This is a genomic window from Streptomyces violens, assembly GCF_000717745.1.
In the GTDB taxonomy this organism is placed as follows: Bacteria; Actinomycetota; Actinomycetes; order Streptomycetales; family Streptomycetaceae; genus Streptomyces; species Streptomyces violens.
Window position 1 is genome coordinate 143,155 of the sequence record NZ_JOBH01000017.1, and the last position, 25,273, is coordinate 168,427.

Sequence of the window (25,273 nt, forward strand, 5' to 3'; positions counted from 1 at the left end):
CTTGACTTAGACATTGTCCAATGTAGGATCGGGCTCGGCGCAAGCCAAGGGCAGGTATTTACTCAGGAGGCGCACGTGTCGGTAGAAAGCACCACCGGACCGCTGACCACGGAGACCGGTGCTCCGGTCGCGGACAACCAGAACAGCGAGACGGCCGGCATCGGCGGCCCCGGCCTGATCCAGGACCAGCTCCTGATCGAGAAGCTGGCGCACTTCAACCGCGAGCGCATCCCGGAGCGCATCGTGCACGCCCGTGGCGCCGGTGCGTACGGCACGTTCACTGTGACCGCGGACGTGACGAAGTACACCCGCGCGAAGTTCCTCTCCGAGGTCGGCAAGCAGACCGAGACGTTCCTGCGCTTCTCGACCGTCGCGGGCAACCTCGGTGCGGCGGACGCGGTGCGTGACCCCCGCGGCTTCGCGCTGAAGTTCTACACCGAAGAGGGCAACTACGACCTCGTCGGCAACAACACCCCGGTGTTCTTCATCAAGGACGCCATCAAGTTCCCGGACTTCATCCACACCCAGAAGCGCGACCCGTACACCGGCTCGCAGGAGGCGGACAACGTCTGGGACTTCTGGGGGCTGAGCCCGGAGTCGACCCACCAGGTGACCTGGCTGTTCGGTGACCGCGGCATCCCCGCGTCCTACCGCCACATGGACGGTTTCGGCTCGCACACGTTCCAGTGGAACAACGAGGCGGGCGAGGTCTTCTGGGTCAAGTACCACTTCAAGACCGACCAGGGCATCAAGTGCCTCACCACGGACGAGGCCAACAAGCTCGCCGGTGAGGACCCCGACAGCCACCAGCGGGACCTGCGCGAGTCCATCGAGCGCGGCGACTTCCCGAGCTGGACCGTCGGTGTGCAGATCATGCCCGCCGCCGAGGCCGCCAACTACCGCTTCAACCCGTTCGACCTGACCAAGGTCTGGCCGAAGGCGGACTACCCGGTCATCGAGATCGGCAAGCTGGAGCTGAACCGCAACCCGCAGAACATCTTCGCCGAGGTCGAGCAGTCGATCTTCTCCCCGCACCACTTCGTGCCGGGCATCGGCCCCTCGCCCGACAAGATGCTGCAGGGCCGCCTCTTCGCGTACGGCGACGCGCACCGCTACCGCGTCGGCATCAACGCCGACCACCTGCCGGTGAACCGCCCGCACGCCACCGAGGCGCGCAGCCACGGCCGGGACGGCGCGCTGTACGACGGCCGGCACGGCGGCCAGAAGAACTACGAGCCGAACAGCTTCGGCGGCCCGGCCGAGACCGGCCGTGCGCTGTGGCAGCCGCTGCCGGTGAACGGTACGAGCGGTGAGACCGCGGCGCCCTCGCACGCCGAGGACGACGACTTCGTGCAGGCGGGCAACCTCTACCGCCTGATGTCGGAGGACGAGAAGGACCGTCTGATCAACAACCTCGCGGGCTTCATCTCGAAGGTCTCGCGCGATGACATCGCGCAGCGCGCCATCGAGAACTTCCGCAAGGCGGACGCGGACTACGGCAAGCGACTGGAGGCCGCGGTCCAGGCCCTGCGCGGCTGACCGGTCACACTGTACGGACCGCGTCGTCCGGGGCCCCTTCACCCCGGACAGAGGAGGCCGGCTGCCCTCGGGCGGCCGGCCTCCTCGGCGTTTCCGACCCGGCCGCAGCGAACAGGCCGGGCCAAAGCGGGTCAGGCAGGTACCGCCGTGGCCCGCTCCCGGGCGCCCGAGCGGCAGCGCATGATGTCGCGTACGGACACCACGCCGACCGGCTCCCGGTCGTCCAGGACGATCAAGTGACGGAAGCCGCCGTGCACCATCGCGATGGCGGCCTCGTCCAGGGTCCACTCCGGAGCGGCGAAGACCACGTCCGTGGTGGTGTGGCTCTGTGCGGTCTCGCGGTCGGGGTTCTCCCCGGCGCCGAGGGAATTGAGGATGTCGCGCTCGGTGAGGATGCCGAGTCCGCCGGCGTCGGCGTCCAGGACGACGGCCGCGCCGACGCGCCGTGCCGCCATCAGATGTGCTGCCTGCCGGAGAGTGTGTGCGGGCCCGATGGTGAGGACCACCGTGCTCATGGCGTCGCGGACGTACATGGGCATGGAGTGGAGCCACCTCCTTGGTGAGACCCCGCGGAGGACATTCCCGGCGCCGGAAGCGCCTGGAGAAAAATTTCACAAACGCACAAGCGGGGGGATTCTCATGTTCACATGCTCCATGGCGTGCGACAAGGGGCGCGTGAGGGCCGGTCTCCCGGTCACGCGCCCCAAGGCGCCGTTTGAAAATCCCCGGGAGTGACCACGGGGCGGAGGCTCAGTCCCGCAGGTAGCTCAGCAGGTCCTCGTGCAGCAGGCCGTTGGAGGCCGCCGCGTTGCCGCTGTGCGGGCCCGGGGCCCCGTCCAGGCCCGTGAAGCGTCCGCCGGCCTCCTGTACGACGACGGAGCAGGCCGCCATGTCCCACAGCGACAGCTCCGGCTCGGCGCAGATGTCCACGGAGCCCTCGGCCACCATCATGTAGGGCCAGAAGTCGCCGTACGCGCGGGTCCGCCAGACCTCCCGCGACAGGTCCAGGAAGCCGCCCAGAGTGCCGCGCTCCTCCCAGCCGGTGAGCGAGGAGTAGGCGAACGACGCGTCCTGGATGCGCCCGACGCTCGACACCTGGAGACGCTGGGCTGAGGTCAGGCTGCGGCCGGTGTAGGCGCCCAGCCCCTCGGCGGCCCACCAGCGGCGGTGCAGCGCGGGTGCGGAGACCACGCCGACGACCGGACGGTCCCCGCCCTCGCCGCGCTCCATGAGGGCGATCAGGGTGGCCCACACGGGCACCCCGCGCACGTAGTTCTTCGTGCCGTCGATCGGGTCGATGATCCAGCGGCGCGGCCCGGACCCCTCGGAGCCGAACTCCTCGCCGAGCACCGCGTCCCGCGGCCGGGCGCGTGCGAGCTGGCCGCGGATGAGCTCTTCGGCCGCCTTGTCGGCCTCGCTCACCGGGGTCATGTCCGGTTTGGTCTCGACCTTCAGGTCGAGTGCCTTGAACCGTTCCATGGTCGCGGCGTCCGCGGCGTCCGCGAGGACGTGGGCGAGACGGAGATCATCGTGGTAGTCGGCCATGTGCGAACACTATCTTTCCCGGTACCTGAGCACGGAAAATCCCGCGTTCGCCGCGGAGCGTGGCGGTTTCCGGAAACCCCCTCCGCACCTGTCGGCAGTCCTTTGGTCCGGACCCTTGACACCACCTGGTGGGGCGTCAATTCTGTGCGCACACCGGCCATATGGGCACTACGGCCTGGGAGGCAACGATGCCCGCAGCGCGTGATTCCTTACTGGACGCCGCCTATGCGGCGCTCGAAGTACGGCCCTGGGCAGGCGTCCGGATGGTCGATGTCGCGGCCGCGGCGGGGGTCTCCCGGCAGACCCTCTACAACGAGTTCGGCAGCAAACAGGGGCTCGCGCGCGCCCTGGTGCGCCGTGAGACCGAGGGCTATCTGTCGGGAGTGGAGCGCATCCTGGCCCGGCCCGCCGCCGGTCCGCCCACGGCCGGTCCGCCCGCCGAGGGGGCCGCGCGCCCGTCGTCCCTGCCCGAAGAAGCCCAGGCCAGGCTGGCCGCGGCGGCCGACTGGACGCTGCGTACCGCCCGCGCCAACCCCCTCGTACGGGCCGTGCTCACCGGCTGCTGGAACGAGCGGCTGCCCTCGCCCGCCGACCAGTCGCTCCCGTTGCCGGTGCCCGGACCCCGCACGGGCTTCCCCGTGGTGCCGCCGCCCGTCGAGGCGCCGCTGCCCGGGCCGAGCGAGCTGGTCGGCCGGTTCAGCGACCGGGCGGTGGCCGCGCTGGAGGCGGACTGGCCCAAGGAGGAGCTGACCGAGCTGGGCACGGCGTGCACGACGGCGGTCCGGCTCACCCTGTCCTGCGTGGTCGCACCCGCCGATCCCGAGGAGGTCGGGCGGCTCGTCCGCAGCGCGTTCGCGGGCCTGCCGCGCCATCAGGCCGCGCACTGAATGCGGGGCGCGCGGGCCGGTACCGGGCTCCCGGCGCGCGACCCGGTCGGTGCCGGGCTCCCGGCGCGTGACCCGGTCGGTGCGCCGGGCCGGGCATCAGTGCGCCGAGCCCGAGAACTGCAGTCCGATCGCGCCCGCGATGACCAGCGTGATCGAGACGATCTTCACGGTCGACACCACGTCGCCGAGGAAGACCATGCCGTACACCGCCGTGCCGGCCGCGCCGAGCCCGGTCCACACCGCGTACGCCGGACCCACGTCCAGCTTCTTCAGCGAGAGGGTCAGCAGTCCGAAGCTGCCGAGCGCGAAGACGCAGAAGGCGATCGTGGGCCAGAGTCGCGTGAAGCCGTGCGAGAGCTTCAGGCACACCGCGAAGCCCGTCTCCAGAAGTCCCGCGACCACGACGAGCAGCCACGCCATCAGTTTGCCTCCGTCGGTTCGGTGACCGCTTCGCCCAGTCCTGATGTGATTATGCAGTTACCACGGCCTCGCGGCAGCTACCTTTGCGCATCGGTCGCCAACGCTCTGGCGATCCGTCAGTCGCCCTCGCGCCGCTCCCGGGTGGCCAGCAGCCGGCGCAGCGAGTAGAGCCGGGCCGGGTCGGCGTGCCCGTCGGCCACCCATTGGTCCAGCGCACACTCCGGCTCGTCGTGGCTGCACGCGCGCGGGCACCCTTCCGTGCCCGGTACCAGGTCGGGGAAGGCCTGGATCACCCGCGAGGGATCGACGTGGTGCAGCCCGAACGACCGCACGCCGGGCGTGTCGATCACCCAGCCCCGGTCGTCCGGCAGCGGCAGGGCCAGCGCCGACGTCGTCGTGTGCCGGCCGCGCCCGGTGACCGCGTTGACGTGCCCGGTGGCCCGCTTCCGCAGCGGCACAAGGGAGTTGACCAGCGTGGTCTTGCCCACGCCGGAGTGGCCGACGAAGGCCGTGATCCGGCCGGCCAGCCGCTCGCGCACCCGGTCGGCAGCGGCGCCGTCGGTCAGCTCGTCGCGGTTGGTGACGATGTACGGGACGCCCAGCGCGCCGTAGGACTCCAGCAGCGTGTCCGGCGACGCCAGGTCGGACTTGGTGAGGACGAGCAGCGGTTCCAGGCCCGCGTCGTACGCCGCGACCAGGCAGCGGTCGATCAGCCGGGGCCGCGGCTCCGGGTCGGCGAGCGCGGTGACGATCGCCAGCTGGTCGGCGTTGGCGACCACCACCCGCTCGAACGGATCGTCGTCGTCGGCCGTGCGGCGCAGCACGGACGTGCGCGGCTGGACCCGCACGATGCGCGCGAGCGTGTCCTTGGCACCGGTGAGGTCGCCGACGACCATGACCCGGTCGCCGACCACCACGCTCTTGCGGCCCAGCTCACGCGCCTTCATCGCGGTGACCGTGCGGTCCTCGATCAGGCACGTGATGCGGCCCCGGTCGACCGTGAGGACCAGGCCCTCGCTGGCGTCCTCGTGCTTCGGGCGGATGTTCGTCCGCGGACGGTTGCCCTTGCGGTTCGGGCGGATCCGGACGTCGTCCTCGTCGGGGTTCTTGCCGTAGCGGCGCATCGGGGCGGACTCTCAAGCTCTCCGGGCGGGGGCCGTCGCCGGGCTGAGCATGTCCGTCCACATCTCGGGGAAGTCGGGCAGGGTCTTGGCCGTGGTCGCCACGTTCTCCACCTCGACGCCCTTGACGACCAGGCCGAGCAGCGCGCCGGCGGTGGCCATGCGGTGGTCGTCGTACGTGTGGAAGACGCCGCCGTGCAGCGGGCGCGGCCGGATGTGCAGCCCGTCGGCGGTCTCGGTGACGTCGCCGCCGAGGCCGTTGATCTCCTTGGTGAGCGCCGCGAGCCGGTCGGTCTCGTGGAGCCGCAGGTGGGCGACGCCGCGCAGCACGGACTCGGAGTCCGCGAGGGCCGCGACCGCCGCGATGCCCGGGGTCAGCTCGCCGACCTCGCTCAGGTCGATGTCGATGCCGTGGATGCGGCCGCTGCCCTTGAAGGTCAGGCCCTGCTCGGTCAGCTCGCAGGAACCGCCCATTTCGGTGAAGATCTCGCGCAGCGCGTCGCCCGGCTGAGTGGTGTGCTCGGGCCAGTCCGGGATGGTGACCCGGCCGCCGGTGACCAGCGCGGCGGCCAGGAACGGCTGGGCGTTGGACAGGTCCGGCTCGACGACCAGGTCGCGGCCGAGCAGCGCGCCCGGGGTGACCCGCCAGACGTTCGGCTCGCCGCCGGACTCGGGAGTGTCCACCTGGGCGCCGACCGCTCGCAGCATGTCCACGGTCATCCGGATGTGCGGCATGGACGGCAGCGTGCTGCCCACGTGCCGTACCTCCACGCCCTGGTTGAAGCGCGGCGCGGACAGCAGCAGGGCGCTGACGAACTGCGAGGAGGAGGACGCGTCGATCTCGACCCGGCCGCCGTCCAGGCCGCCCTTGCCGTGCACCGTCATCGGGAGGGCGCCGCGGTTGTCGTCGTCGATACGGGCGCCGAGGGCGCGCAGCCCTTCGATGACGCCGCCCAGCGGACGCTCGTACGACCGCGGGTCGCCGTCGAACCGGACCGGGCCGTCGGCCAGCGCCGCGACCGGCGGCAGGAAGCGCATGACCGTACCGGCGTTGCCGACGTCGACGGTGGTGGGGCCGTGCAGCCCGGCGGGGATCACGCGCCACGCCTCGCCGGTGCCGTCGGGCTCGCCGGCGGGGGAGGAGTTGGAGGAGATGGTCTCCTCGATGCCCACGCCCATCGTGCGCAGTGCCTGGGCCATCAGGAGGGTGTCGCGGGAGCGCAGCGGGCGGCGCAGCCAGCCGGGCTCGGAGGAGAGGGCGGCCAGGACCAGGCCACGGTTGGTGACCGACTTGGAGCCGGGCACGGTGACGGTCGCGTCGACCGCTCCGGAAGCGGTGGGGGCCGGCCAGAGGGCGGAGTGTGCGGGGCTCTCGGTCATGTAGCTCACTTTAATGGCTCACCAGGGGTGCGGATCTTGATCAAATGGGGTGCAACCTGTACGAAACATGGCACTGCTAAGGCGGCGCCGCGTATGTCTCACAGCCGCAGCAGCCACCGGCCGCCGCCGAACAGCGAGCAGAGCGCCACCAGGTGGAAGAAACCGAGCCAGACCGCGGCCGGCACGTTCGTCAGGCGGGCGAGCTGGTCCGGGTCGGAGTCCACGGTGCCTCCGGAGCGTCTGCGCTTCCCCTGGATCTCGAACGGCGGCCGCACCCCGCCCAGCAGCAGGAACCACACCACCGCGTACGCGAACGCCGCCTGTACCTCCGCGGTGGTCAGCCAGGAGACCAGGAAGAACGCCGCACCGGCGAGTACCACCGTGAGAATGCCGTATGCGTTCCGCGTCATGATCAGCATCGCCAGCAGCAGGGCCGTCGCGCCCCACAGCAGGGCCGTGATGTGGCCGGCGGCGAGCAGCGCGGCACCGGCCAGACCGAGCAGTGAGGGCGCGGTGTAGCCGGCCGCGGCGGTCAGGATCATGCCGAGGCCGGTCGGCTTGCCGCGGCTGACGGTCAGCCCGGAGGTGTCCGAGTGCAGACGGATGCCGTCCAGCTTCCGGCCGGTCAGCAGGGCCACGAGGCCGTGCCCGCCCTCGTGCGCGATGGTGATGGCATTACGGGATATCCGCCAGGCGCTGTAGGGGAGCACCACCGCCAGTGCGACCACGGCCGTAGCCACGACCAGCCAGAACGACGGATCGGGCTGTGTGGCGAAAACTCGATCCCATACGTCGGTGATGTGCTCGGTGTCCATCTCTCCCCTTGCTGTGCCATGGCACTGTGGCATACATGTGCGGACGGTATGCGGCGAGCAGGCGGCCCGAGGATCTGGTGGGGATCTTCGAGGTCGAGAAGTGGGAGCCCGAGGAGACCCTGGCACCCGACTGGAATGTCGCCCCCACCAAGAACGTCTACGCGGTGCTCGAACGCCCCGTCAAAGACGCCCAGGACCGGCGGCCGGTTCGCCAGCTGCGGCCTTTGAAGTGGGGCCTGGTCCCGTCGTGGGCCAAATCACCCGACGTCGGCGTGAAGATGATCAACGCCAGGGCGGAGACGGTCCACGAGAAGCCGTCCTTCAAGAAGCCCTTCGCGGCCCGCCGCTGCCTGCTCCCCGGCGACGGCTATTTCGAGTGGGTGACCGGCGTGGGGGAGCGGCAGCTGGAGGAGCAGGGCCGGAAGAAGCGCCCCCGCAAGCAGCCGTACTTCGTCACGCCGGCCGACGGCGCGGTGATGGCGATGGCCGGGCTGTACGAGTTCTGGCGCGACCCGACGCTGCCGCCGGACCACCCACAGGCGTGGTGGACGACCTGCTCGGTGGTCACCACGGCCGCCGAGACCACGCCGCTGGCCGGCGCCTCCGGTGACGCGGGCCCGCAGTCCCTCGCCGACATCCACCCCCGGATGCCGCTGGTCCTGCCGCCCGACCGCTGGGACGCCTGGCTGAACCCGGCCACCACCGACATCGAGGAGCTGCGCGCGCTGCTCGCCCCGCCGCCCGCCGGGATGATGCGTGCCTACCCCGTCTCCACGGAGGTCAGCAACGTCCGCAACAACAGCCCCGAGCTGGTGAAGGAGCTGGCGGCGCCGGAGGAGGAAACGCTCTTCTGACCGTGCCCCGTCCCGGTGGGCGCGGCCGCCCGGGGCAGGATGGCTCCATGAGTGAGAGCGAGACGGTCGGCACACCGGCGGGCGAGGCCCGGATCACCTGGCACCACGCCGAGGGCACGGCGCGCACGGTGCTCGCCGTGAGCCACGGCGCGGGCGGCGGCATCGAGGCGCGGGACCTGGCGGCACTGGCCGCGGCGCTCCCGGAGCGCGGCGTCACGGTCGCGCTCGTCGAGCAGCCCTGGCGGGTGGCGGGCAAGAAGCTGGCGCCCGCGCCGAAGACCCTGGACGCGGCCTGGACGGCGCTGTGGCCCGCGCTGCGGAAGCCCGGGCTGCCGGTCGTCGCGGGCGGGCGGAGTGCGGGGGCGCGGGTGGCCTGCCGTACAGCGCGTGAGCTCGGCGCGCACGCCGTGCTCGCCCTCAGCTTCCCGCTGCACCCGCCGGGCAAGCCGGAGAAGTCCCGCGCCGACGAGCTCACCGGCGCCGGCGTGCCCACCCTGGTGATCCAGGGCGGCCGCGACCCCTTCGGGCGCCCCGAGGAGTTCCCCGAGGGCACCGAGATCGTCGAGGTACCGCACGCCGATCACGGCTTCGCCGTACCGAAGAAGGCACCCATCGGCCAGGACGAGGCGCTCATGCTGATCGTGGAGGCGGCCGCCGAGTGGCTCGTCGGGCTGCCCGACTGACCTCCGCGGCGCCTCGGAGCGGCCGGTCGCGGCGCTTCCGGAGAAGTGCGGGAATGCACGGCGCCCCCGCTCTGTTGTCCGGGTCGTAGGCAGGTACGTACTGGTACGCACGAGGAATGGGAGTCCACCGCATGGGGATCGCATGCCCGGCCCGACCGCAGGGAACCGGCTGGACGGTGCCGCAGCCGGCACAGCTCCAGGCGGGACGCCACGTCACGGCTGGAGCGGCGGTGGTACCGGATCGTCGTCTATTCTCCGATTCGAGCGGATCCGCATCCGGATCCGGCACGGTGTTGGAGGAGGTGGGTCCGGTCAGCGGTACCGACGCAGGGACCGACGGCGCGGCACAAGCACATAACGAGGGCCAGGCGGAGGCTGCCCGCTCGGAGACGAAGGGCGAGTCGGAGGCCGAGCGCAATGCGCGTTTCGAGCGTGACGCGCTCACTTTCCTGGACCAGATGTACTCCGCCGCGCTGCGTATGACGCGCAATCCGGCGGACGCGGAGGACCTGGTACAGGAGACGTATGCCAAGGCATACGCGTCCTTCCACCAGTTCCGCGAGGGCACGAACCTCAAGGCATGGCTGTACCGCATCCTGACCAACACCTTCATCAACTCCTACCGCAAGAAGCAGCGGGAGCCGCAGCGCAGCGCGGCCGAGGAGATCGAGGACTGGCAGCTCGCGCGTGCCGAGTCGCACATGTCCACGGGCCTGCGCTCGGCCGAGTCGCAGGCGCTGGACCACCTGCCCGATTCGGACGTGAAGGAAGCCCTCCAGGCCATTCCCGAGGAATTCCGCATAGCGGTGTACCTCGCGGACGTGGAGGGGTTTGCGTACAAGGAGATCGCCGACATCATGGGAACCCCCATCGGCACGGTGATGTCCCGCCTGCACCGTGGCCGCCGACAGCTGCGCGGCATGCTCGAGGACTACGCCCGTGACCGCGGGCTGGTCCCGGCCGGAGCGGGCGCTGCGGCTACTTCGGGGAAGCAGTCGCACGATCGGAAAGGCTCCACATCATGAGCTGCGGAGACCCGCACGAGACGGACTGCTCCGAGGTCCTTGACCACCTGTACGAGTATCTCGACCGCGAGATGCCGGACGGGGAGTGCACGAAGTTCGAGGAGCACTTCGACGAGTGCTCGCCCTGCCTGGAGAAGTACGGCCTCGAACAGGCCGTCAAGAAGCTCGTCAAGCGCTGCTGCGGCCACGACGACGTCCCCACCGACCTGCGCTCGAAGGTCATGGGACGGATCGAGCTGATCCGGTCCGGCGAGGCCGTGCCCGAGAAGAGCGTGCTCGAACAGGCGCAGGAATCGGCCGCTGCCGAGGGCCCCGGACACCAGGCCGGACCGACCGAAACCGATGCACGCACCGAGGCGGCGCGCGCCGAATAACGCGCCGGGTCACTCCATCGGGTGAGGGGTGGCTGATGTGCCCCACCCAATCCCCGGATGCGCCCGCACGCGCCGCCCGCGCCTTCTAAGCTCACCGGACCTGAAGCGTCATCGCTCGGTACGGGGAGGAGGGCGCCATGCGGCAGCTGCCCATGGGCGCGTACGCGTACATCGGATGTGCCGTCCTGGCGGCGGCCGGCTGTGCCGCCCCCGCCGCCCTGCCCGCCGCGGGCACCCCCTGGCCCACCGTGGCCCTGCTCGCCGTGCTCTACGCCGCCTGCGAGCGGATGCGCGACTGCCCGCTGATCCGGGCCCGGACCCGCGCACACGCAGGCGGCGCACCGGGGCACGGCGACGCCGTGCCGTCCCGATGGGGCTGCCCCGTGCTGCTCGCCGGGGTCTTCCTGCTGCCGCCCGCCGCAGCCGCCCTGGCCGCCCTGCCCGGCGCGCTCCTCTCAGGTACCGCGGAACGTTCGCCCGTGGCACGCCGCCTCTGGCACGCGGCGGAACTGGCCCTGGCCGCCTGGGCCGCCGCCCAGGTCTTCGGCGCGGGCGGCAGCCACGCCGTCCTCACCCCCGAATTCCCCTACGCGCTGCTGCCCGCCGCGGCCGCCACCACCGCCTTCTGCGCCGTCCTGGCCGTCCTGGACGGCGGCATCCTCATCGCCGCCGAGCGGCACCCGCCGCGCACCGCCTGGCGCGGCCTGCTGCTCCGCTCGCTCGCCCCGCACCTGGTGCACGGCCTGGCCGGACTGATGATGGCCGTCCTCTGGCGCAGCTCCTACGGGCCCGCCGCGGCCCTGCTCGTCCTGCTGCCCATGTACATCTCCTGCTGGGTCTTCGCGCAGTACCACCGTGAGCGCGCCGCGCACCAGGCCACCATCCGCGCCCTCGTCCAGGCCGTCGACCTCAAGGACCGCTACACCCGCGGCCACAGCGAACGCGTCGGCCGCGCCTCGGTGATGATCGCCCGCGAGCTGGGCATGGCCGAGGACCGCCTCGAAGTACTGCGCTTCGCCGGCATCCTGCACGACGTCGGCAAGCTCGGCGTGCCCACCCGGCTCCTCCAGAAGGACGGCCCGCTCACCGCCGAAGAGCGGCGGGTCATCGAGCTGCACCCGGAGTACGGCCATGAGATCGTCCGCGGCATCGGCTTCCTCGGCGAGGCCAGGGCCGCGATCCTGCACCACCACGAACGCATGGACGGCAAGGGCTACCCCTACGGCCTCCGGGGGCGCGAGATCCCCGAATTCGCCCGGGTGGTCGCCGTCGCCGACGCCTTCGACGCGATGACCTCCACCCGCTCCTACCGCCGCGCCCGCCCGGTCGCCGCCGCCGTCGCCGAGCTGCGCCGCAGCGCGGGCGCCCAGCTCGACCCGCGCATGGTCCGCGCCCTGGTCGCCGCGCTCGCCCGGCACGGCTGGCAGCCCGAGGTCGTCACCGCGGGCGCCGACGGGCCCGCCCTGCCGCCGCCCCGGCGTGCGGGCGTCCCCCTCCGCAGGCGCCCGGCCCCGGCGGCGGTACCGGGTACTCCAGCGCTGCCCGGCGCCGCCGCGAGGCCGCACCCCGGCGCCGCCAAGGGGGAGCGGTGAGCGGCGCCGCGCCGCGGACCGCCGCCGCGGGCCACGCCGACCCGCCCGCCGTCCCGCACCGCACCGGCACCCCCCGTGCCGTCGCCCTCGTCCACGCCGCGGCCGGCGCCCTCGCCTGCCTCGCGCTCGGCCACACCCTCTGGCACGGCCTCACCGACCCCGGCATCGCCCTCGCGTTCGGCGCCCTGATAGCGGTCGGCGAGCTGGCCCGCTGGGGCGCGGGGCCGCCCGCGCGCGGCGGCGCCGCCGCGCTGCCCGGCGACCGCGAGAGCGCCCCGCTCGGCGTCGCCGGAGCCCTGGCCTACGCCCTGCTCGGCGAGGTCGCCGGGCGTCCCACCGCCCACGGCGTCCTGCAGACCGTCGCCGTCGTGGTCGCCGCAGGGCTCATCGGCCTCGTCCCGCACGTGGCGCTCGGCCGGGGCCCGGCCCTGGACCACATCGCCCGCCGCGTCTTGACCGTCGGCTTCGCCGCGACCTGCTTCCAGCCCCTGTACAACACCGGCCGGCTGGCCGCCTGGATCGGCGACGGCACGTACTACACCTGCTACCTCCTCGGCATCCTCGTGCTCACCGCCCTGTGCGACGCCGTGCTCGCCGCGGCCCTGGCCAGGGCCCGTACCGGCTGGCCGTACGGCCCCCTCCTCCGCGACGAACTGCGCTCCCTGCTCGGCATCGGCTCGGCGATCTGCGCGACGGGCCTGGTCATCGCGCTGGCCACGGCCGTCGCCGGGCTCTGGGCACTGCCCGTCTTCTGTCTGCCGCTCCTCCTCACCCAGTTCTCCTTCCGCCGCTACGCCGCCGTCCGCGCCACCTACCGGCAGACCATCGCCTCCCTCGCCCGCGCCACCGAGATCGCCGGCTACACCCCGCCGGGCCACGCCCGCCGGGTCGCCGTCCTCAGCCGCGCCGTCGGCCGGGAACTGGGCCTCGGCGAGGCCGACTTGAACGTCCTGGAATACGCGGCCCTGATGCACGACATCGGACAGCTCTCCCTGGTGGACCCCGTGACCGGCGGCGCCACCGCCGGGCTGCCCGCCGCCGAACAGCGCAGGATCGCCCTGCTCGGCGGGGCCGTCGTCCGCCAGACCGGGGCGCCCGCGGAGGTCGCCGTGATCGTCGAGCGGCAGGCCGATCCCTTCCGGGAGCAGCCGCTGCCCGCCCGCATCGTGCGCACCGTGAACGCCTACGACGACCTCGCGGGCGGCGACGGCGGCCCCGGGGGCACGCTGCGCGCCCTGGAACGGCTCCGCCTCTCGACCGCACAGGACTTCGAACCCCGTGTGGTGGAGGCCCTCGCCCGAGTGCTCTCCCGGCCGCTCGCCGCGGCCTGACCGGCCCTTCCGCGGTGCACACGGTGCCCACAGGGGTAGCCGTCACGTATCGGGGTACCGGTTCAAGGTCACGGAAACCGATGGGTAATGAGCGGCCTCGGATATGGGCATGGTTGGATGCGAAGGAGGCCCCGGGGAGCGGGGCCGAGGGGGCTGCGCGAGGCAAGGAGCAGCAGGGGGCGCCGGTCATCGGGCTGAGCCCGGCGGCAAACTGTGGCAGGTTGTCGAGTGAGCCCTCGGCCGTCCGCCGGACGGCACCAAGGAAGCAATCGGCAGGCGGGAATCGTGAAGATCTTCGGCAAGGTACGGCACCGGCCCTCCGCCTCGTGGCGGCAGGCGACCGACCGCGCTTTCACGCTGATCGGCGACGGCCGTTACGAGGACGCGGGCGCGCTGCTCACCCGCGCCGCCGACATGGAGCCGTGGCTGTCGGAGTCCTGGTTCAACCTCGCCCTGCTGCACAAATTCCGGCACGACTGGGAGCAGGCCCGCACCGCCGGACTGCGCGCCGTCGCCCTGCTGGAGCGCGAGGCCGGGGCCCCCGACTGGTGGAACGTGGGCATCGCGGCCACCGCCCTGCAGGACTGGCCGCTGGCCCGCCGCGCCTGGCAGGCGTACGGCCTGCACGTGCCCGGCGAGGGCGCGCCCTCCGGGGAGCCGCGCGGCATGCAGCTCGGCAGCGCCGCGGTCCGCCTCTCGCCCGAGGGCGAGGCCGAGGTCGTCTGGGGCCGCCGGCTGGACCCCGCCCGCATCGAGGTGCTCTCCATCCCGCTGCCGTCCTCCGGGCGCCGCTGGGGCGAGGTCGTCCTGCACGACGGCGTCCCGCACGGCGAGCGCACGACCACGGCCGGGCCCTCCTACCCCGTCTTCGACGAGATCGAGCTGTGGGCGCCCTCGCCGGTGCCCACCTGGGTCGTCCTCCTGGAGGCGGCCGGCGAGGCCGACCGGGACGCCCTGGAGCGGCTGGCCGCGGACGCCGGGTACGCCGCCGAGGACTGGTCCTCCTCCGTCCGCCTGCTGTGCCGCACCTGCTCCGAGAGCCGGATGCCCAGCGACGAGGGCGAGGGCGCGCAGCTGGACCCGCACGACCACAGCGAGCCCGGCCATCCGGGCCCGCTCGGACACCGCACGGCCGGCTCCGGCTCCCTGTGGGTGCCCGAGCGCGAGTGCGGCATCGCCGCGCCCGCCGGGCTGGTACGCGGCCTGCTGGACGGCTGGGTGGCCGACAGCCCGGACACCCGCGAGTGGCGGGACCTCGAAGAGGTCTGCTGAGTTCCCTGCGTCGGCGGGTGCACGGCGGGCCCCCGTACCCTGTACGGGTTGCTGTACTGGCAGCTAAGAAGAATCTTTGCGGAACATCGCGGAAGGCGTGCGGCGGACATGGCGCAGCAGATTGATCAGGATGGCGACCAGCAGGTGGACACCGAGTTCATCGATGACGTGACCGACGCGGACGCGCGGGAGAAGGCGTACCGCGAGCGCGGCACCTCCCGCCCGATCACCGTGGTCGGCAATCCGGTGCTCCACAAGGAGTGCAAGAACGTCACCGAGTTCGACGACGAGCTCGCGAAGCTCGTCGACGACATGTTCGCCTCCCAGCGCACCGCCGAGGGCGTGGGCCTGGCCGCCAACCAGATCGGCGTCGACCTGAAGGTCTTCGTCTACGACTGCATGGACGACCAGGGCGTACGCCACGTCGGCGCGGTCTGCAACCCGGTCCTGGACGAGCTCCCGGCCGCCCGCCGCGTCCTGGACGACTCCAACGAGGGCTGCCTGTCGGTCCCCGGCGCATACGCCGAGCTCGCGCGCCCCGACTACGCGGTCGTGCGCGGCCAGGACCTCAAGGGCAACGACATCGCCGTCGAAGGCACCGGCTACTTCGCCCGCTGCCTCCAGCACGAAACGGACCACCTGTACGGCTACCTCTACATCGACCGCCTCTCGAAGCGCGACCGCAAGGACGTACTGAAGCAGATGGCGGAGGGGACGCCGCGGTATCCGGTGGTGGCGAACGACTGAGGTCGCGCAGGCCCCGCGCCCCTGACGGGGCGCGGGGCCGCTGATGACGACGCCGCCTGTGCGCGGCTCTCTAGAAGTCGTCGTCGAAGGAGACCGAGCCCTCGACCGCGACCTGGTACGCGGAGGCGCGGCGCTCGAAGAAGTTGGTCAGCTCCTGGACGTTCTGCAGCTCCATGAAGGAGAAGGGGTTCTCCGAGCCGTACACGGGTGCAAAGCCGAGCCGCTGCAGCCGCTGGTCGGCCACGCACTGCAGGTACTCGCGCATGGACGCGGTGTTCATGCCCGGCAGGCCCTCGCCGCACAGGTCGCGCGCGAACTGCAGCTCCGCCTCGACGGCCTCCTTCAACATGTCGATGACCTGCTGTTCCAGCTCCGCGTCGAAGAGGTCGGGCTCCTCCTCACGGACCGTGTCCACGACCGAGAACGCGAACTCCATGTGCATCGTTTCGTCGCGAAAGACCCAGTTCGTCCCCGTAGCCAGGCCGTGCAGCAGGCCCCGCGAGCGGAACCAGTACACGTATGCGAACGCGCCGTAGAAGAACAGCCCCTCGATGCAGGCCGCGAAGCAGATCAGGTTCAGCAGGAAACGGCGGCGGTCGGCCTTGGTCTCCAGGCGGTCGATCTTCTCGACGGAGTCCATCCAGCGGAAGCAGAACTGCGCCTTCTCGCGGATGGACGGGATGTTCTCGACGGCGGCGAACGCGTCGGCGCGGTCGTCCGGGTCGGGCAGGTACGTGTCCAGCAGTGTCAAGTAGAACTGGACGTGCACGGCTTCCTCGAAGAGCTGCCGCGAGAGGTAGAGGCGCGCCTCGGGGGAGTTGATGTGCTTGTACAGCGTGAGGACCAGGTTGTTCGCGACGATCGAGTCGCCGGTCGCGAAGAAGGCGACCAGGCGGCCGATCAGGTGCTGCTCGCCCGGTGAGAGCTTGGCGAGGTCGGCCACGTCGGAGTGGAGGTCGACCTCCTCCACGGTCCAGGTGTTCTTGATCGCGTCGCGGTACCGGTCGTAGAAGTCCGGGTAGCGCATGGGGCGCAGGGTCAGTTCGAAGCCCGGGTCGAGCAGGTTCTTCGTCTTGTTGCTGTCGGTGGACATTACTGGCAGGCCTCGCAGGACTCGGGGTTTTCCAGGGAGCAGGCGATCGCTTCGGGGTCGGTGGCCTGCTGGGGTACGGGGGCGGTGGCGGCGGCGCTCGTACCGCGTGCGGACTGCGCGATCCGGGTCGCGGGGCGCGACCGCAGGTAGTACGTGGTCTTGATGCCGCGCTTCCAGGCGTACGCGTACATCGAGCTGAGCTTGCCGATGGTCGGCGCCGCCATGAAGAGGTTCAGGGACTGGCTCTGGTCCAGGTACGGCGTGCGGTCGGCGGCCATGTCGATCAGCGCACGCTGCGGGATCTCCCAGGCGGTGCGGTACAGCGCGCGGATCTCCTCGGGGATCCAGGGGACGTCCTGGACCGAGCCGTTGGCCTCGCGCAGCGCGTCACGGGTGCGCGCGTCCCACAGGCCGAGAGCCTTGAGTTCCTCGATGAGGTACGCGTTGACCTGGAGGAACTCCCCGCTCAGCGTCTCGCGCTTGAAGAGGTTGGAGACCTGCGGCTCGATGCACTCGTACACGCCCGCGATGGAGGCGATGGTCGCGGTGGGGGCGATCGCCAGAAGGAGTGAGTTTCGCATGCCGGTCGCCGCGATACGGGTGCGCAGCGCGGCCCAGCGGTCGGCCCAGCGGGGCTCGGCATTGGGGTAGTGGTCGGGGTGCAGGACGCCGCGGGCGGTGCGGGTCGCCGTCCAGTTCGGGTGCGGGCCGTGCCGCTCGGCGAGGTCGGCGGAGGCCTCGTACGCGGCGAGCATGATCCGCTCGGAGATACGGGTGGACAGCTCGCGCGCCTCGGGGGAGTCGAACGGCAGGCGGAGCCGGAAGAAGACGTCCTGGAGGCCCATCAGGCCCAGACCGACCGGGCGCCAGCGGGAGTTGGAGGCGCCGGCCTGCTCGGTCGGGTAGAAGTTGATGTCGACGACGCGGTCGAGGAAGGTGACGGCCGTACGGACGGTGGCGTCCAGCCGCTCCCAGTCCATCTCGCCGTTGGTACCCAGGTGCGCGGCGAGGTTGACCGAGCCGAGGTTGCAGACGGCCGTCTCGCTGTCGTCGGTGACCTCCAGGATCTCCGTGCAGAGGTTGGAGGAGTGGACGACGCGGCCGGGCTCGGCGGTCTGGTTCGCGGTGCGGTTGGCGGCGTCCTTGAAGGTCATCCAGCCGTTGCCGGTCTGCGCGAGGGTACGCATCATCCGCGCGTACAGCGTTCGGGCCGGGACCGCCTTGACGGCCTTCCCCTCGGCCTCGGCCTTGCGGTACGCGGCGTCGAACTCCGCGCCCCACAGGTCCACCAGCTCCGGCGCGTCCACCGGCGAGAACAGCGACCAGTCCCCGTCCGACTCGACCCGGCGCATGAACTCGTCCGGGATCCAGTGCGCGATGTTCAGGTTGTGCGTACGCCGCGCCTCCTCACCGGTGTTGTCGCGCAGCTCCAGGAACTCTTCGATGTCCGCGTGCCAGGTCTCCAGGTACACGCAGGCCGCGCCCTTGCGGCGGCCGCCCTGGTTCACCGCGGCGACACTCGCGTCGAGGGTGCGCAGGAACGGGACGATGCCGTTGGAGTGCCCGTTGGTGCCGCGGATCAGCGAACCGCGGGCGCGCACGCGGGAGTACGAGAGGCCGATGCCGCCGGCGTGCTTCGAGAGGCGTGCGACCTGGTGGTAGCGGTCGTAGATCGAGTCCAGCTCGTCCAGCGGCGAGTCCAGCAGGTAGCAGGAGGACATCTGCGGGTGGCGGGTGCCGGAGTTGAAGAGCGTGGGGGAGGAGGGCAGGTAGGAGAGCGTGCTGGTCAGCGCGTAGAGCGCGGCGACGTCCTGGACGGCGCGGTCCGAGTGGTCCTCGGCCAGCCCGCACGCCACCCGCAGCAGGAAGTGCTGCGGCGTCTCGATGACCTTGCGGGTGAGCGGGTGGCGGAGGAGGTAGCGCGAGTAGACCGTACGCAGGCCGAAGTAGCCGAAGCGGTCGTCGGCGCCGTCCGCGAGGGCCTCCTCGACCAGGGCGTCCAGCCGGTCGGCGTGGGTGCGGACGAACTCCGCGGTGCCGTCGGCGATCAGGCCCTCGTGGTGACCGGTGGCGACCGAGGCGGCGAAGCCCGTCGCGCCCTGGCCGGCGGCCTCCTCGGCGATCGCGGCGGTCAGCAGCCGCGCGGCCAGCTTGGAGTACTGCGGCTCGTCGCCGATCAGCCCGGCGGCGGCCTCCATCGCCAGCTCGCGCAGCTCAGCCTCGTCCGAGCCGGCGTGCCGGCCGCGCAGCGCGGCCGCGGCGACCTTGCCCGGGTCGGTGGCCGGCAGGTCGGCGGTGAGGTCGGTCAGGGTGCGCAGCAGGGCCGTACCGGGGCCGTCCTGGGCCTGCCCGGTCGCCGGCCGCGCCTCCTGTGCCGGCTGCACCGTCTGCGCCTCTCGTGCTGACTCCGCTGGCGCGATGGTCACCTTGTGCTCTCCTCACTCGGCTGGGGCCGGGGGAGGGCACGACGGAGGCGTACGGGCAGCCGCGCCGGAGCCCTGCCGGGCACGCGGGCACACCACGCAGCGTCCACCGGCCCAACCCACGGAGCCCGGACGTCTCGACGCCCGCACCGGAACGGAACGGGCGTACCGTCGGCAGGTCCTCGGACTTGGCGAGCGCGCAAATGCCCACTCAGCACACCGTTGCGGGACAGTTCCGGATTCGCACCGGATTCCCCTGCGGCGACAGCGAGGACGAGCATACATCTTGTGTCGGGTTGCGCGAGCGTCCCCATATCTTGTGTCGCGGTGCGACTGTCAGTGCTGTTGTCAGTGCCGTCCGCTACGTTCGGAATCGGTGAGCCGATCCGGATGCGACAACGGCCGGATACGACAACGGGCCGCCGGATTTCCCGGCGGCCCGTTGTCGTGCGGAGGGGAGTGGCGTCAGTGCGCCGCCCCCGCCGTCGCCGGAGGCAGCTCGGCCTGGACGCCCTTGTCGCCGACGTCCGCCGTGTAGTCCTCGGGCGAGGTCTCGTCGATGCCGTCAGGCGTCTTCGTGGCTCGCAGGACGACCGTCAGGACCACCGTCACCAGGACGTTCAGCACGAACGCGGTCAGACCGATGTAGCCGATCTCCCCGATGCCGGGGATCTCCGCGTTCGAGCCGCCGAAGTGCTTCTGGGTGGGGCTCGCCACGCCGTACGCCGCGACCGTGCCGTACAGCATGCCGACCGCCCAGCCGGCGAGCAGCGCCCAGCGGTGGAACCAGCGGGTGAACAGGCCGCCCACCAGCGCCGGCATGGTCTGCAGGATCCAGATGCCGCCCAGCAGCTGGAAGTTGATCGCCACCGTCTTGTCCATCGTCAGGACGAACGCCAGCGCACCGACCTTCACCAGCAGCGACACCAGCTTGGCGACCTTGTGCTCCTGCGCGGGCGTGGCACCCGGCTTGAGGAAGTCCTTGTAGATGTTGCGGGTGAAGAGGTTCGCCGCGGCGATCGACATGATCGCGGCGGGCACCAGCGCGCCGATGCCGATCGCGGCGAACGCCACGCCCGTGAACCAGTCCGGGAACATGTTCTCGAACAGCTGCGGGATCGCCAACTGACCGTTCTGCACCTTGATCCCGGACGCGATCGCCATGAAGCCGAGCAGCGCCAGGAAGCCGAGCATCAGCGAGTACAGCGGCAGGATGGTGGTGTTGCGGCGGATCACGTTACGGCTCCGCGAGGAGAGCGTGGCCGTGATCGAGTGCGGATACATGAACAGCGCCAGCGCCGAACCGAGCGCCAGCGTCGCGTACGCCCACTGCGCGTTCGGACCGCTCGCGAGCTCCCCGCGCGGCTTGCCCGTGGCCGGGTTGGTCTCCGCGAAGGCGTCACCCGCTGCGTGGAAGATGTGCTCGAAGCCGCCCAGCTTGATCGGGATGTAGATGATCGCCACCGCGATGACGAGGTAGATCAGGCCGTCCTTGACGAACGCGATCAGCGCGGGCGCGCGCAGCCCGGAGGAGTAGGTGTACGCGGCCAGCACGCCGAAGGCAATCAGCAGCGGCAGGTCCTTGATGAACCAGTGCGTGCTCTCCCCGCCGCCGACGCCCATCACGTCCAGCACGGCCTGGATGCCCACGAGTTGCAGCGCGATGTACGGCATCGTGGCGAGGATGCCGGTGAGCGCGACGGCCAGCGACAGGGCCTTGGAGCCGAAGCGGCCGCGCACGAAGTCCGAGGTGGTGACGTACCCGTGCTTGTGCGACACCGACCACAGACGCGGCAGGAAGGTGAAGATCAGGGGGTAGACGAGGATCGTGTACGGCACGGCGAAGAAACCGGCCGCGCCCGCCGCGTAGATCGCCGCGGGCACGGCGACGAACGTGTACGCGGTGTACAGGTCGCCGCCCAGCAGGAACCACGTCACCCACGTACCGAAGCTGCGGCCGCCCAGGCCCCACTCGTCGAGGTTGTCGGACTGCTCGGCCTTGCGCCAGCGCGCGGCCAGGAAGCCCATGACCGTGACGGCTATGAAGAAGAAGATGAAGACGGCCAGCGCGATGCCGTTCACGCCGCCGGTCGCGTCCGCCGCGATCGCATTTCCGCCCGGGACGGCCGGGGTGACCGCGGTGGCCGGGAGATTCGTTGCCATGGTCATCGTCATCACTTCGACGCACCGTCCTTACGGGCGCGAAGCTGACGCTGCTCACGCTGCACGAGCTTGTACGCGATCATCGTCAGCGCCGTCGAGATCAGCACCCACAGCATCTGGTACCAGTAGAAGAACGGGATGCCGATCAGCGTCGGCTCGACCTTCGCGTACGAACTCACCCAGAGCATCGCCACGAACGGAGCGAACAGGCACAGGCCGGCCACCACACGTGTGGGCGTGACGATCGGCCCGGAACGGGGTGTTTCGGCTGGCTCTGACATATCCGCTGCTCCATCCCTGGCGATCATCTAGGTAAGGCCAGGAAATCTAAGCGCCTGAAGCGGCTGACGTCACCAGCTGTCCGCATATCGGTACGGACACGGTTTGGGGGAGGGCGCGGGGTACGGCCAGGGTTTGGGCCAAAGCCGCACTCCGGGGGCCTCCCCCCCGCCCCCACCCCCTCCTCCTCCTGCCTCCTCCGCCACCCCGCGCCTCTCAGCAGCAGCGGAACCCCGAGCGGGGGTCACCCTCCCTCGCATCCGTCCTGCGGCGCTCGAACTCCCCGCGGGTGGGGACCGGGGCGTCAGGGTCGTGCCGACGGAGATGCTCGACATACCGGTCGTACGCCGACTCCCCGGTCAACTCCCGCACATACCACCGCACGCCCCGCGCCCACCGCGCCACGACCGCCTTCACCGGGACGCCCCGCGTACCGTCCGCGCGGCGGCCGTCCGCCCGACGCCCCGGGCTTGCCGAGTCGTTCACCTGCGAGCCCCTTCCTCCCCAGCCGCCGCCAGTTCCCCCTTCTCCTCACGCGTGGCTATCAGGCCGGCCGGGGCCACGATGCGGGAGGTGACGTACGGGGCCTCCTTCAGCGGAGTCGCGTCCGGGGTGCGGAGGTGGCGGATGCATACGCGGGTCGCGTCGGCGATCACTACGACGATCAGCAGGGCCAGTACTGCCGACAGCACGCCGTCCACCGTGGAGTTGGTGACCACCGTGTGCATGTCGTCCATCGACTTCGCGGGTGGGAGTACCTTCCCCGCGTCGATGGCGTCCTGGTAGACGGCCCGTTGCGTGAAGAAGCCCACCTTCGGGTCGCCGGAGAAGACCTTCTGCCAGCTCGCGGTCAGGGTGACCACCGCGTCCCAGGCCAGCGGTATGCCCGTGATCCAGGCCCACTTCAGCCGGCCGGACTTCACCAGCAGCGTCGTGCACACCGCCAGCGCGACCGCCGCCAGGAGCTGGTTGGAGATTCCGAAGATCGGGAAGAGCTGGTTGATGCCGCCCAGCGGCTCATGGACGCCCACCCACAGGAAGTACCCCCACAGGCCCACCACGGCCGCGCTGCACAGGATCAGCCCCGGCTTCCAACTGATGTCCCGGAACGGCTTGTAGGCGTTGCCCAGCATGTCCTGGAGCATGAAGCGGCCCACCCGCGTGCCCGCGTCCAGCGCCGTCAGGATGAACAGCGCCTCGAACATGATCGCGAAGTGGTACCAGAACGCCTTCATCCCGCCGCCGCCCACCACTTGCGAGAAGATCTCCGAGACGCCGACGGCCAGGGTGGGCGCGCCGCCCGTCCGGGACAGCAGTGTCTGTTCCTCCACGGACCTGGCCGCGGCCGCCAGTTGGTCGGGGGAGATCGAGTAACCGAACTGGGCGACCGCCTGGGAGGCGGACTGGACGGAGTCGCCGATGACGCCCGCCGGGGCGTTCATCGCGAAGTACAGGCCGGGGTCGATGATGGACGCGGCCACCAGCGCCATCACCGCGACGAACGACTCCATCAGCATCGAGCCGTACCCGATCATCCGGATCTGGGTCTCCTTCTGCACCATCTTCGGCGTGGTGCCCGAGGAGATCAGCGCGTGGAAGCCCGACAGCGCGCCACAGGCGATGGTGATGAAGGCGAAGGGGAAGAGGGAGCCGGCGAAGACCGGGCCGTCGCCGCGGCTCGCGAAGTCCGTCACCGCGTCCATCTTCAGCGTCGGCAGGGCGATCACCACGCCCAGCGCCAGCAGGGCGATCGTGCCGATCTTCATGAACGTGGAGAGGTAGTCGCGGGGCGCGAGCAGGGTCCAGACGGGGAGCACAGAGGCGATGAAGCCGTATGCCACCAGCCAGATGACCAGGGTCTTCGGCTGGAGGGTGAAGGTGTCGGCCCAGGAGGACTCCGCGACCCAGCGGCCGCCGACGAGGGCGAGGAGCAGCAGCGCGATGCCGAGGAGGGAGACCTCGGTGATCCGGCCGGGGCGGAGGAAGCGCAGGTAGACGCCCATGATGAGGGCGATGGGGATCGTCATGCCGATGGAGAACGTGCCCCAGGGGGACGCGGCCAGCGCGTTGACGATCACCAGGGCCAGCACGCCCAGCAGGATGATCATGATGGCGAAGGCGGCGAGCAGCGCGGCGGCCCCGCCGAACGGGCCGATCTCCTCGCGCGCCATCTGGCCCAGCGACTTCCCGTCCCGCCGGGTCGAGAAGAAGAGCACCACCATGTCCTGCACGGCGCCCGCGAACACCACTCCGGCGATGATCCAGATCGTGCCGGGGAGATACCCCATCTGCGCCGCGAGCACCGGCCCGACCAGCGGTCCCGCGCCCGCGATGGCCGCGAAGTGGTGGCCGAGCAGGACGCGGCGGTCGGTGGGGTGGAAGTCGATGCCGTTGTTCAGCCGCTCGGCCGGGGTGGCGCGGTTCTTGTCCACCCGCAGCACGCGCGTGGCGATGAACCGCGAGTAGAAGCGGTACGCGATGGCGTACGTGCCGAGGGCGGCGGCCACCATCCAGGCCGCCGACACCTCCTCGCCGCGGCCCAGTGCGAGCAGGGTCCAGCCGGCGGCGCCGATGAGCGCAACGGCTGTCCAGATGGCGATCGTTCGGGGCGATGTCGTACGCACTGGCCGTCCTCCCGTCCTGACGGTGACGGAAGGACCGTAAAGCAGGGAATGTGACGTGCGCTACACCCTGTGGACAACCAGGGTGACGAGGATGTGCACTTCCACACCTCCCGGCCCATGCGGCCGGGCCCGGCCCCGTACTGCCAGTCGTCCGGCCGCCGCTAGTCGTTCGGCCGCTGCAGCCGGGCCACGAACTTGTACCGGTCGCCGCGGTACACCGAGCGCACCCACTCGACCGGTTCGCCCTGGGGGTCCAGGGAGTGCCGGGAGAGCATCAGCATCGGCAGGCCCACGTCCGTACCCAGCAGCGTGGCCTCGCGCGGGGTGGCGAGGGACGTCTCGATGGTCTCCTCGGCCTCCGCCGGGCGGACGTCGTAGACCTCGGCCAGCGCGGTGTACAGGGAGGTGTACTTGACCAGATTGCGGCGCAGGGCCGGGAAGCGCTTGGCCGACAGGTGCGTGGTCTCGATGGCCATCGGCTCGCCGCTGGCCAGCCGCAGCCGTTCGATGCGCAGCACCCGACCGCCCGCCGCGATGTCCAGCAGCCCCGCCAGCCGGTCGTCGGCGGTGACGTACCCGATGTCCAGCAGCTGCGAGGTGGGCTCCAGGCCCTGGGCGCGCATGTCCTCGGTGTAGGAGGTCAGTTGCAGCGCCTGGGAGACCTTGGGCTTGGCGACGAAGGTGCCCTTGCCCTGGATGCGTTCCAGCCGTCCCTCGACGACCAGTTCCTGCAGGGCCTGCCGCACGGTCGTCCGTGAGGTGTCGAACTCCGAGGCCAGGGTGCGCTCGGGTGGTACGGGGGTGCCCGGCGGCAGCGTCTCGGTGATCTCCAGCAAGTGCCGCTTGAGCCGGTAGTACTTGGGCACCCGCGCGGTGCGCGCGGCTCCGCTGCCGGACTCCGCGCCGGCCTCGTCGGTCTCCATGACCCGCCCTTCCGACTCCACTCGTGCTGTCGTCACCGGCTCCTCCGTACGTAGCGGCTCACATCGTGGCACGGGTGGGGCGCCGATGCTCCCTCGCAGGTCCGCGCCTGCCGGATGTCGGTCCGGTAACGGAGCCGACTGCGACTCTTATACACCTCTTGACACCCCTAAAGGTCTAGGCCA

23 protein-coding genes and 1 riboswitch are annotated in these 25,273 nt (G+C 71.1%); of the genes, 10 read left to right on the forward strand and 13 right to left on the reverse strand.

Annotated elements, in window-relative coordinates; genetic code table 11:
- The first annotated feature begins 75 nt into the window (after positions 1 to 75).
- Entirely contained in the window at positions 76 to 1,539 is a 1,464-nt protein-coding gene (locus tag IF04_RS0128870) for a catalase (protein ID WP_030264237.1), read from the forward strand.
- Positions 1,540 to 1,670: 131 nt separating this feature from the next.
- On the opposite strand, the gene IF04_RS0128875 is transcribed toward IF04_RS0128870, so the two are convergent.
- Together IF04_RS0128875 and hisN are read right to left on the reverse strand one after the other, a co-directional pair.
- Entirely contained in the window at positions 1,671 to 2,072 is a 402-nt protein-coding gene (locus IF04_RS0128875; RefSeq protein ID WP_030264238.1) for a CBS domain-containing protein, read from the reverse strand.
- A gap of 217 nt (positions 2,073 to 2,289) precedes the next feature.
- Positions 2,290 to 3,084, reverse strand: a complete 795-nt coding sequence (hisN, locus tag IF04_RS0128880) for a histidinol-phosphatase (RefSeq protein WP_030264239.1) — start codon at positions 3,082 to 3,084, stop codon at positions 2,290 to 2,292.
- Positions 3,085 to 3,272: 188 nt separating this feature from the next.
- Here hisN and IF04_RS0128885 point away from each other — a divergent pair, with 188 nt between their 5' ends.
- The gene (locus tag IF04_RS0128885) at positions 3,273 to 3,971 is read left to right on the forward strand and encodes a TetR/AcrR family transcriptional regulator (RefSeq protein ID WP_037961063.1); all 699 of its coding nucleotides are present in this window, start codon (positions 3,273 to 3,275) and stop codon (positions 3,969 to 3,971) included.
- 96 nt (positions 3,972 to 4,067) lie between these two features.
- Here the strand turns inward: IF04_RS0128885 and IF04_RS0128890 are convergent, their stop codons facing one another.
- The 4 genes from IF04_RS0128890 to IF04_RS0128905 form a co-directional block, all read right to left on the reverse strand.
- Positions 4,068 to 4,391: a DMT family transporter gene (locus tag IF04_RS0128890; protein WP_030264243.1), complete on the reverse strand. Its 324-nt coding sequence runs from the start codon at positions 4,389 to 4,391 to the stop codon at positions 4,068 to 4,070.
- Between the two features lie 116 nt (positions 4,392 to 4,507).
- Entirely contained in the window at positions 4,508 to 5,515 is a 1,008-nt protein-coding gene (gene rsgA / locus IF04_RS0128895; protein WP_030264244.1) for a ribosome small subunit-dependent GTPase A, read from the reverse strand.
- A 12-nt stretch (positions 5,516 to 5,527) separates the two neighbouring features.
- Entirely contained in the window at positions 5,528 to 6,892 is a 1,365-nt protein-coding gene (gene aroA, locus IF04_RS0128900) for a 3-phosphoshikimate 1-carboxyvinyltransferase (protein WP_030264245.1), read from the reverse strand.
- Positions 6,893 to 6,990: 98 nt separating this feature from the next.
- Complete coding sequence (locus IF04_RS0128905) at positions 6,991 to 7,707, reverse strand: M50 family metallopeptidase (protein ID WP_030264246.1); 717 nt, start codon at positions 7,705 to 7,707, stop codon at positions 6,991 to 6,993.
- Between the two features lie 35 nt (positions 7,708 to 7,742).
- Here IF04_RS0128905 and IF04_RS0128910 point away from each other — a divergent pair, with 35 nt between their 5' ends.
- The 8 genes from IF04_RS0128910 to def all read left to right on the forward strand — a co-directional run bounded on the left by IF04_RS0128910 (position 7,743) and on the right by def (position 15,585).
- Positions 7,743 to 8,561 carry an SOS response-associated peptidase gene (locus IF04_RS0128910; protein ID WP_030264247.1) on the forward strand — a complete coding sequence of 273 codons (819 nt, stop codon included), beginning with the start codon at positions 7,743 to 7,745 and terminating at the stop codon, positions 8,559 to 8,561.
- A gap of 47 nt (positions 8,562 to 8,608) precedes the next feature.
- The gene (locus IF04_RS0128915; protein ID WP_030264249.1) at positions 8,609 to 9,244 is read left to right on the forward strand and encodes an alpha/beta hydrolase family protein; all 636 of its coding nucleotides are present in this window, start codon (positions 8,609 to 8,611) and stop codon (positions 9,242 to 9,244) included.
- Between the two features lie 302 nt (positions 9,245 to 9,546).
- The gene (locus tag IF04_RS0128920; protein ID WP_030264253.1) at positions 9,547 to 10,269 is read left to right on the forward strand and encodes a sigma-70 family RNA polymerase sigma factor; all 723 of its coding nucleotides are present in this window, start codon (positions 9,547 to 9,549) and stop codon (positions 10,267 to 10,269) included.
- A complete protein-coding gene (gene rsrA / locus IF04_RS0128925; RefSeq protein ID WP_030264255.1) occupies positions 10,266 to 10,643 on the forward strand; it encodes a mycothiol system anti-sigma-R factor in 378 nt (125 codons plus the stop codon). Before IF04_RS0128920 ends, rsrA begins: the two co-directional genes overlap by 4 nt.
- Before the next feature lie 137 nt (positions 10,644 to 10,780).
- On the forward strand, positions 10,781 to 12,235 hold the full coding sequence (locus IF04_RS0128930; RefSeq protein WP_051831645.1) for an HD-GYP domain-containing protein: 1,455 nt from the start codon (positions 10,781 to 10,783) through the stop codon (positions 12,233 to 12,235).
- Complete coding sequence (locus IF04_RS0128935) at positions 12,232 to 13,566, forward strand: HD-GYP domain-containing protein (protein ID WP_051831646.1); 1,335 nt, start codon at positions 12,232 to 12,234, stop codon at positions 13,564 to 13,566. Before IF04_RS0128930 ends, IF04_RS0128935 begins: the two co-directional genes overlap by 4 nt.
- Positions 13,567 to 13,851: 285 nt before the next feature.
- Positions 13,852 to 14,838, forward strand: a complete 987-nt coding sequence (locus IF04_RS0128940) for a tetratricopeptide repeat protein (RefSeq protein ID WP_030264266.1) — start codon at positions 13,852 to 13,854, stop codon at positions 14,836 to 14,838.
- Between the two features lie 108 nt (positions 14,839 to 14,946).
- The gene (gene def, locus IF04_RS0128945) at positions 14,947 to 15,585 is read left to right on the forward strand and encodes a peptide deformylase (protein WP_030264269.1); all 639 of its coding nucleotides are present in this window, start codon (positions 14,947 to 14,949) and stop codon (positions 15,583 to 15,585) included.
- Between the two features lie 70 nt (positions 15,586 to 15,655).
- Here the strand turns inward: def and IF04_RS0128950 are convergent, their stop codons facing one another.
- The 7 genes from IF04_RS0128950 to IF04_RS0128985 all read right to left on the reverse strand — a co-directional run bounded on the left by IF04_RS0128950 (position 15,656) and on the right by IF04_RS0128985 (position 25,090).
- Entirely contained in the window at positions 15,656 to 16,678 is a 1,023-nt protein-coding gene (locus IF04_RS0128950) for a ribonucleotide-diphosphate reductase subunit beta (RefSeq protein ID WP_030264272.1), read from the reverse strand.
- Positions 16,678 to 19,104: a ribonucleoside-diphosphate reductase subunit alpha gene (locus IF04_RS0128955; RefSeq protein ID WP_030264275.1), complete on the reverse strand. Its 2,427-nt coding sequence runs from the start codon at positions 19,102 to 19,104 to the stop codon at positions 16,678 to 16,680. Before IF04_RS0128955 ends, IF04_RS0128950 begins: the two co-directional genes overlap by 1 nt.
- Positions 19,105 to 19,257: 153 nt before the next feature.
- A riboswitch (cobalamin riboswitch) is annotated at positions 19,258 to 19,388 on the reverse strand.
- Positions 19,389 to 19,566: 178 nt separating this feature from the next.
- Entirely contained in the window at positions 19,567 to 21,183 is a 1,617-nt protein-coding gene (gene mctP, locus IF04_RS0128960; protein ID WP_030264278.1) for a monocarboxylate uptake permease MctP, read from the reverse strand.
- Between the two features lie 92 nt (positions 21,184 to 21,275).
- Positions 21,276 to 21,545 (reverse strand): DUF3311 domain-containing protein, encoded by a 270-nt coding sequence (locus IF04_RS0128965; RefSeq protein WP_078600923.1) that lies wholly within the window; start codon positions 21,543 to 21,545, stop codon positions 21,276 to 21,278.
- Between the two features lie 214 nt (positions 21,546 to 21,759).
- Entirely contained in the window at positions 21,760 to 21,960 is a 201-nt protein-coding gene (locus IF04_RS0128970) for a YbdD/YjiX family protein (RefSeq protein WP_030264284.1), read from the reverse strand.
- Positions 21,961 to 22,025: 65 nt separating this feature from the next.
- Positions 22,026 to 24,167, reverse strand: coding sequence for a carbon starvation CstA family protein (locus IF04_RS0128975; RefSeq protein WP_030264286.1), 2,142 nt, complete (start codon positions 24,165 to 24,167; stop codon positions 22,026 to 22,028).
- Between the two features lie 161 nt (positions 24,168 to 24,328).
- Positions 24,329 to 25,090, reverse strand: coding sequence for a GntR family transcriptional regulator (locus IF04_RS0128985; RefSeq protein WP_030264290.1), 762 nt, complete (start codon positions 25,088 to 25,090; stop codon positions 24,329 to 24,331).
- Between the last annotated feature and the right edge of the window lie 183 nt (positions 25,091 to 25,273).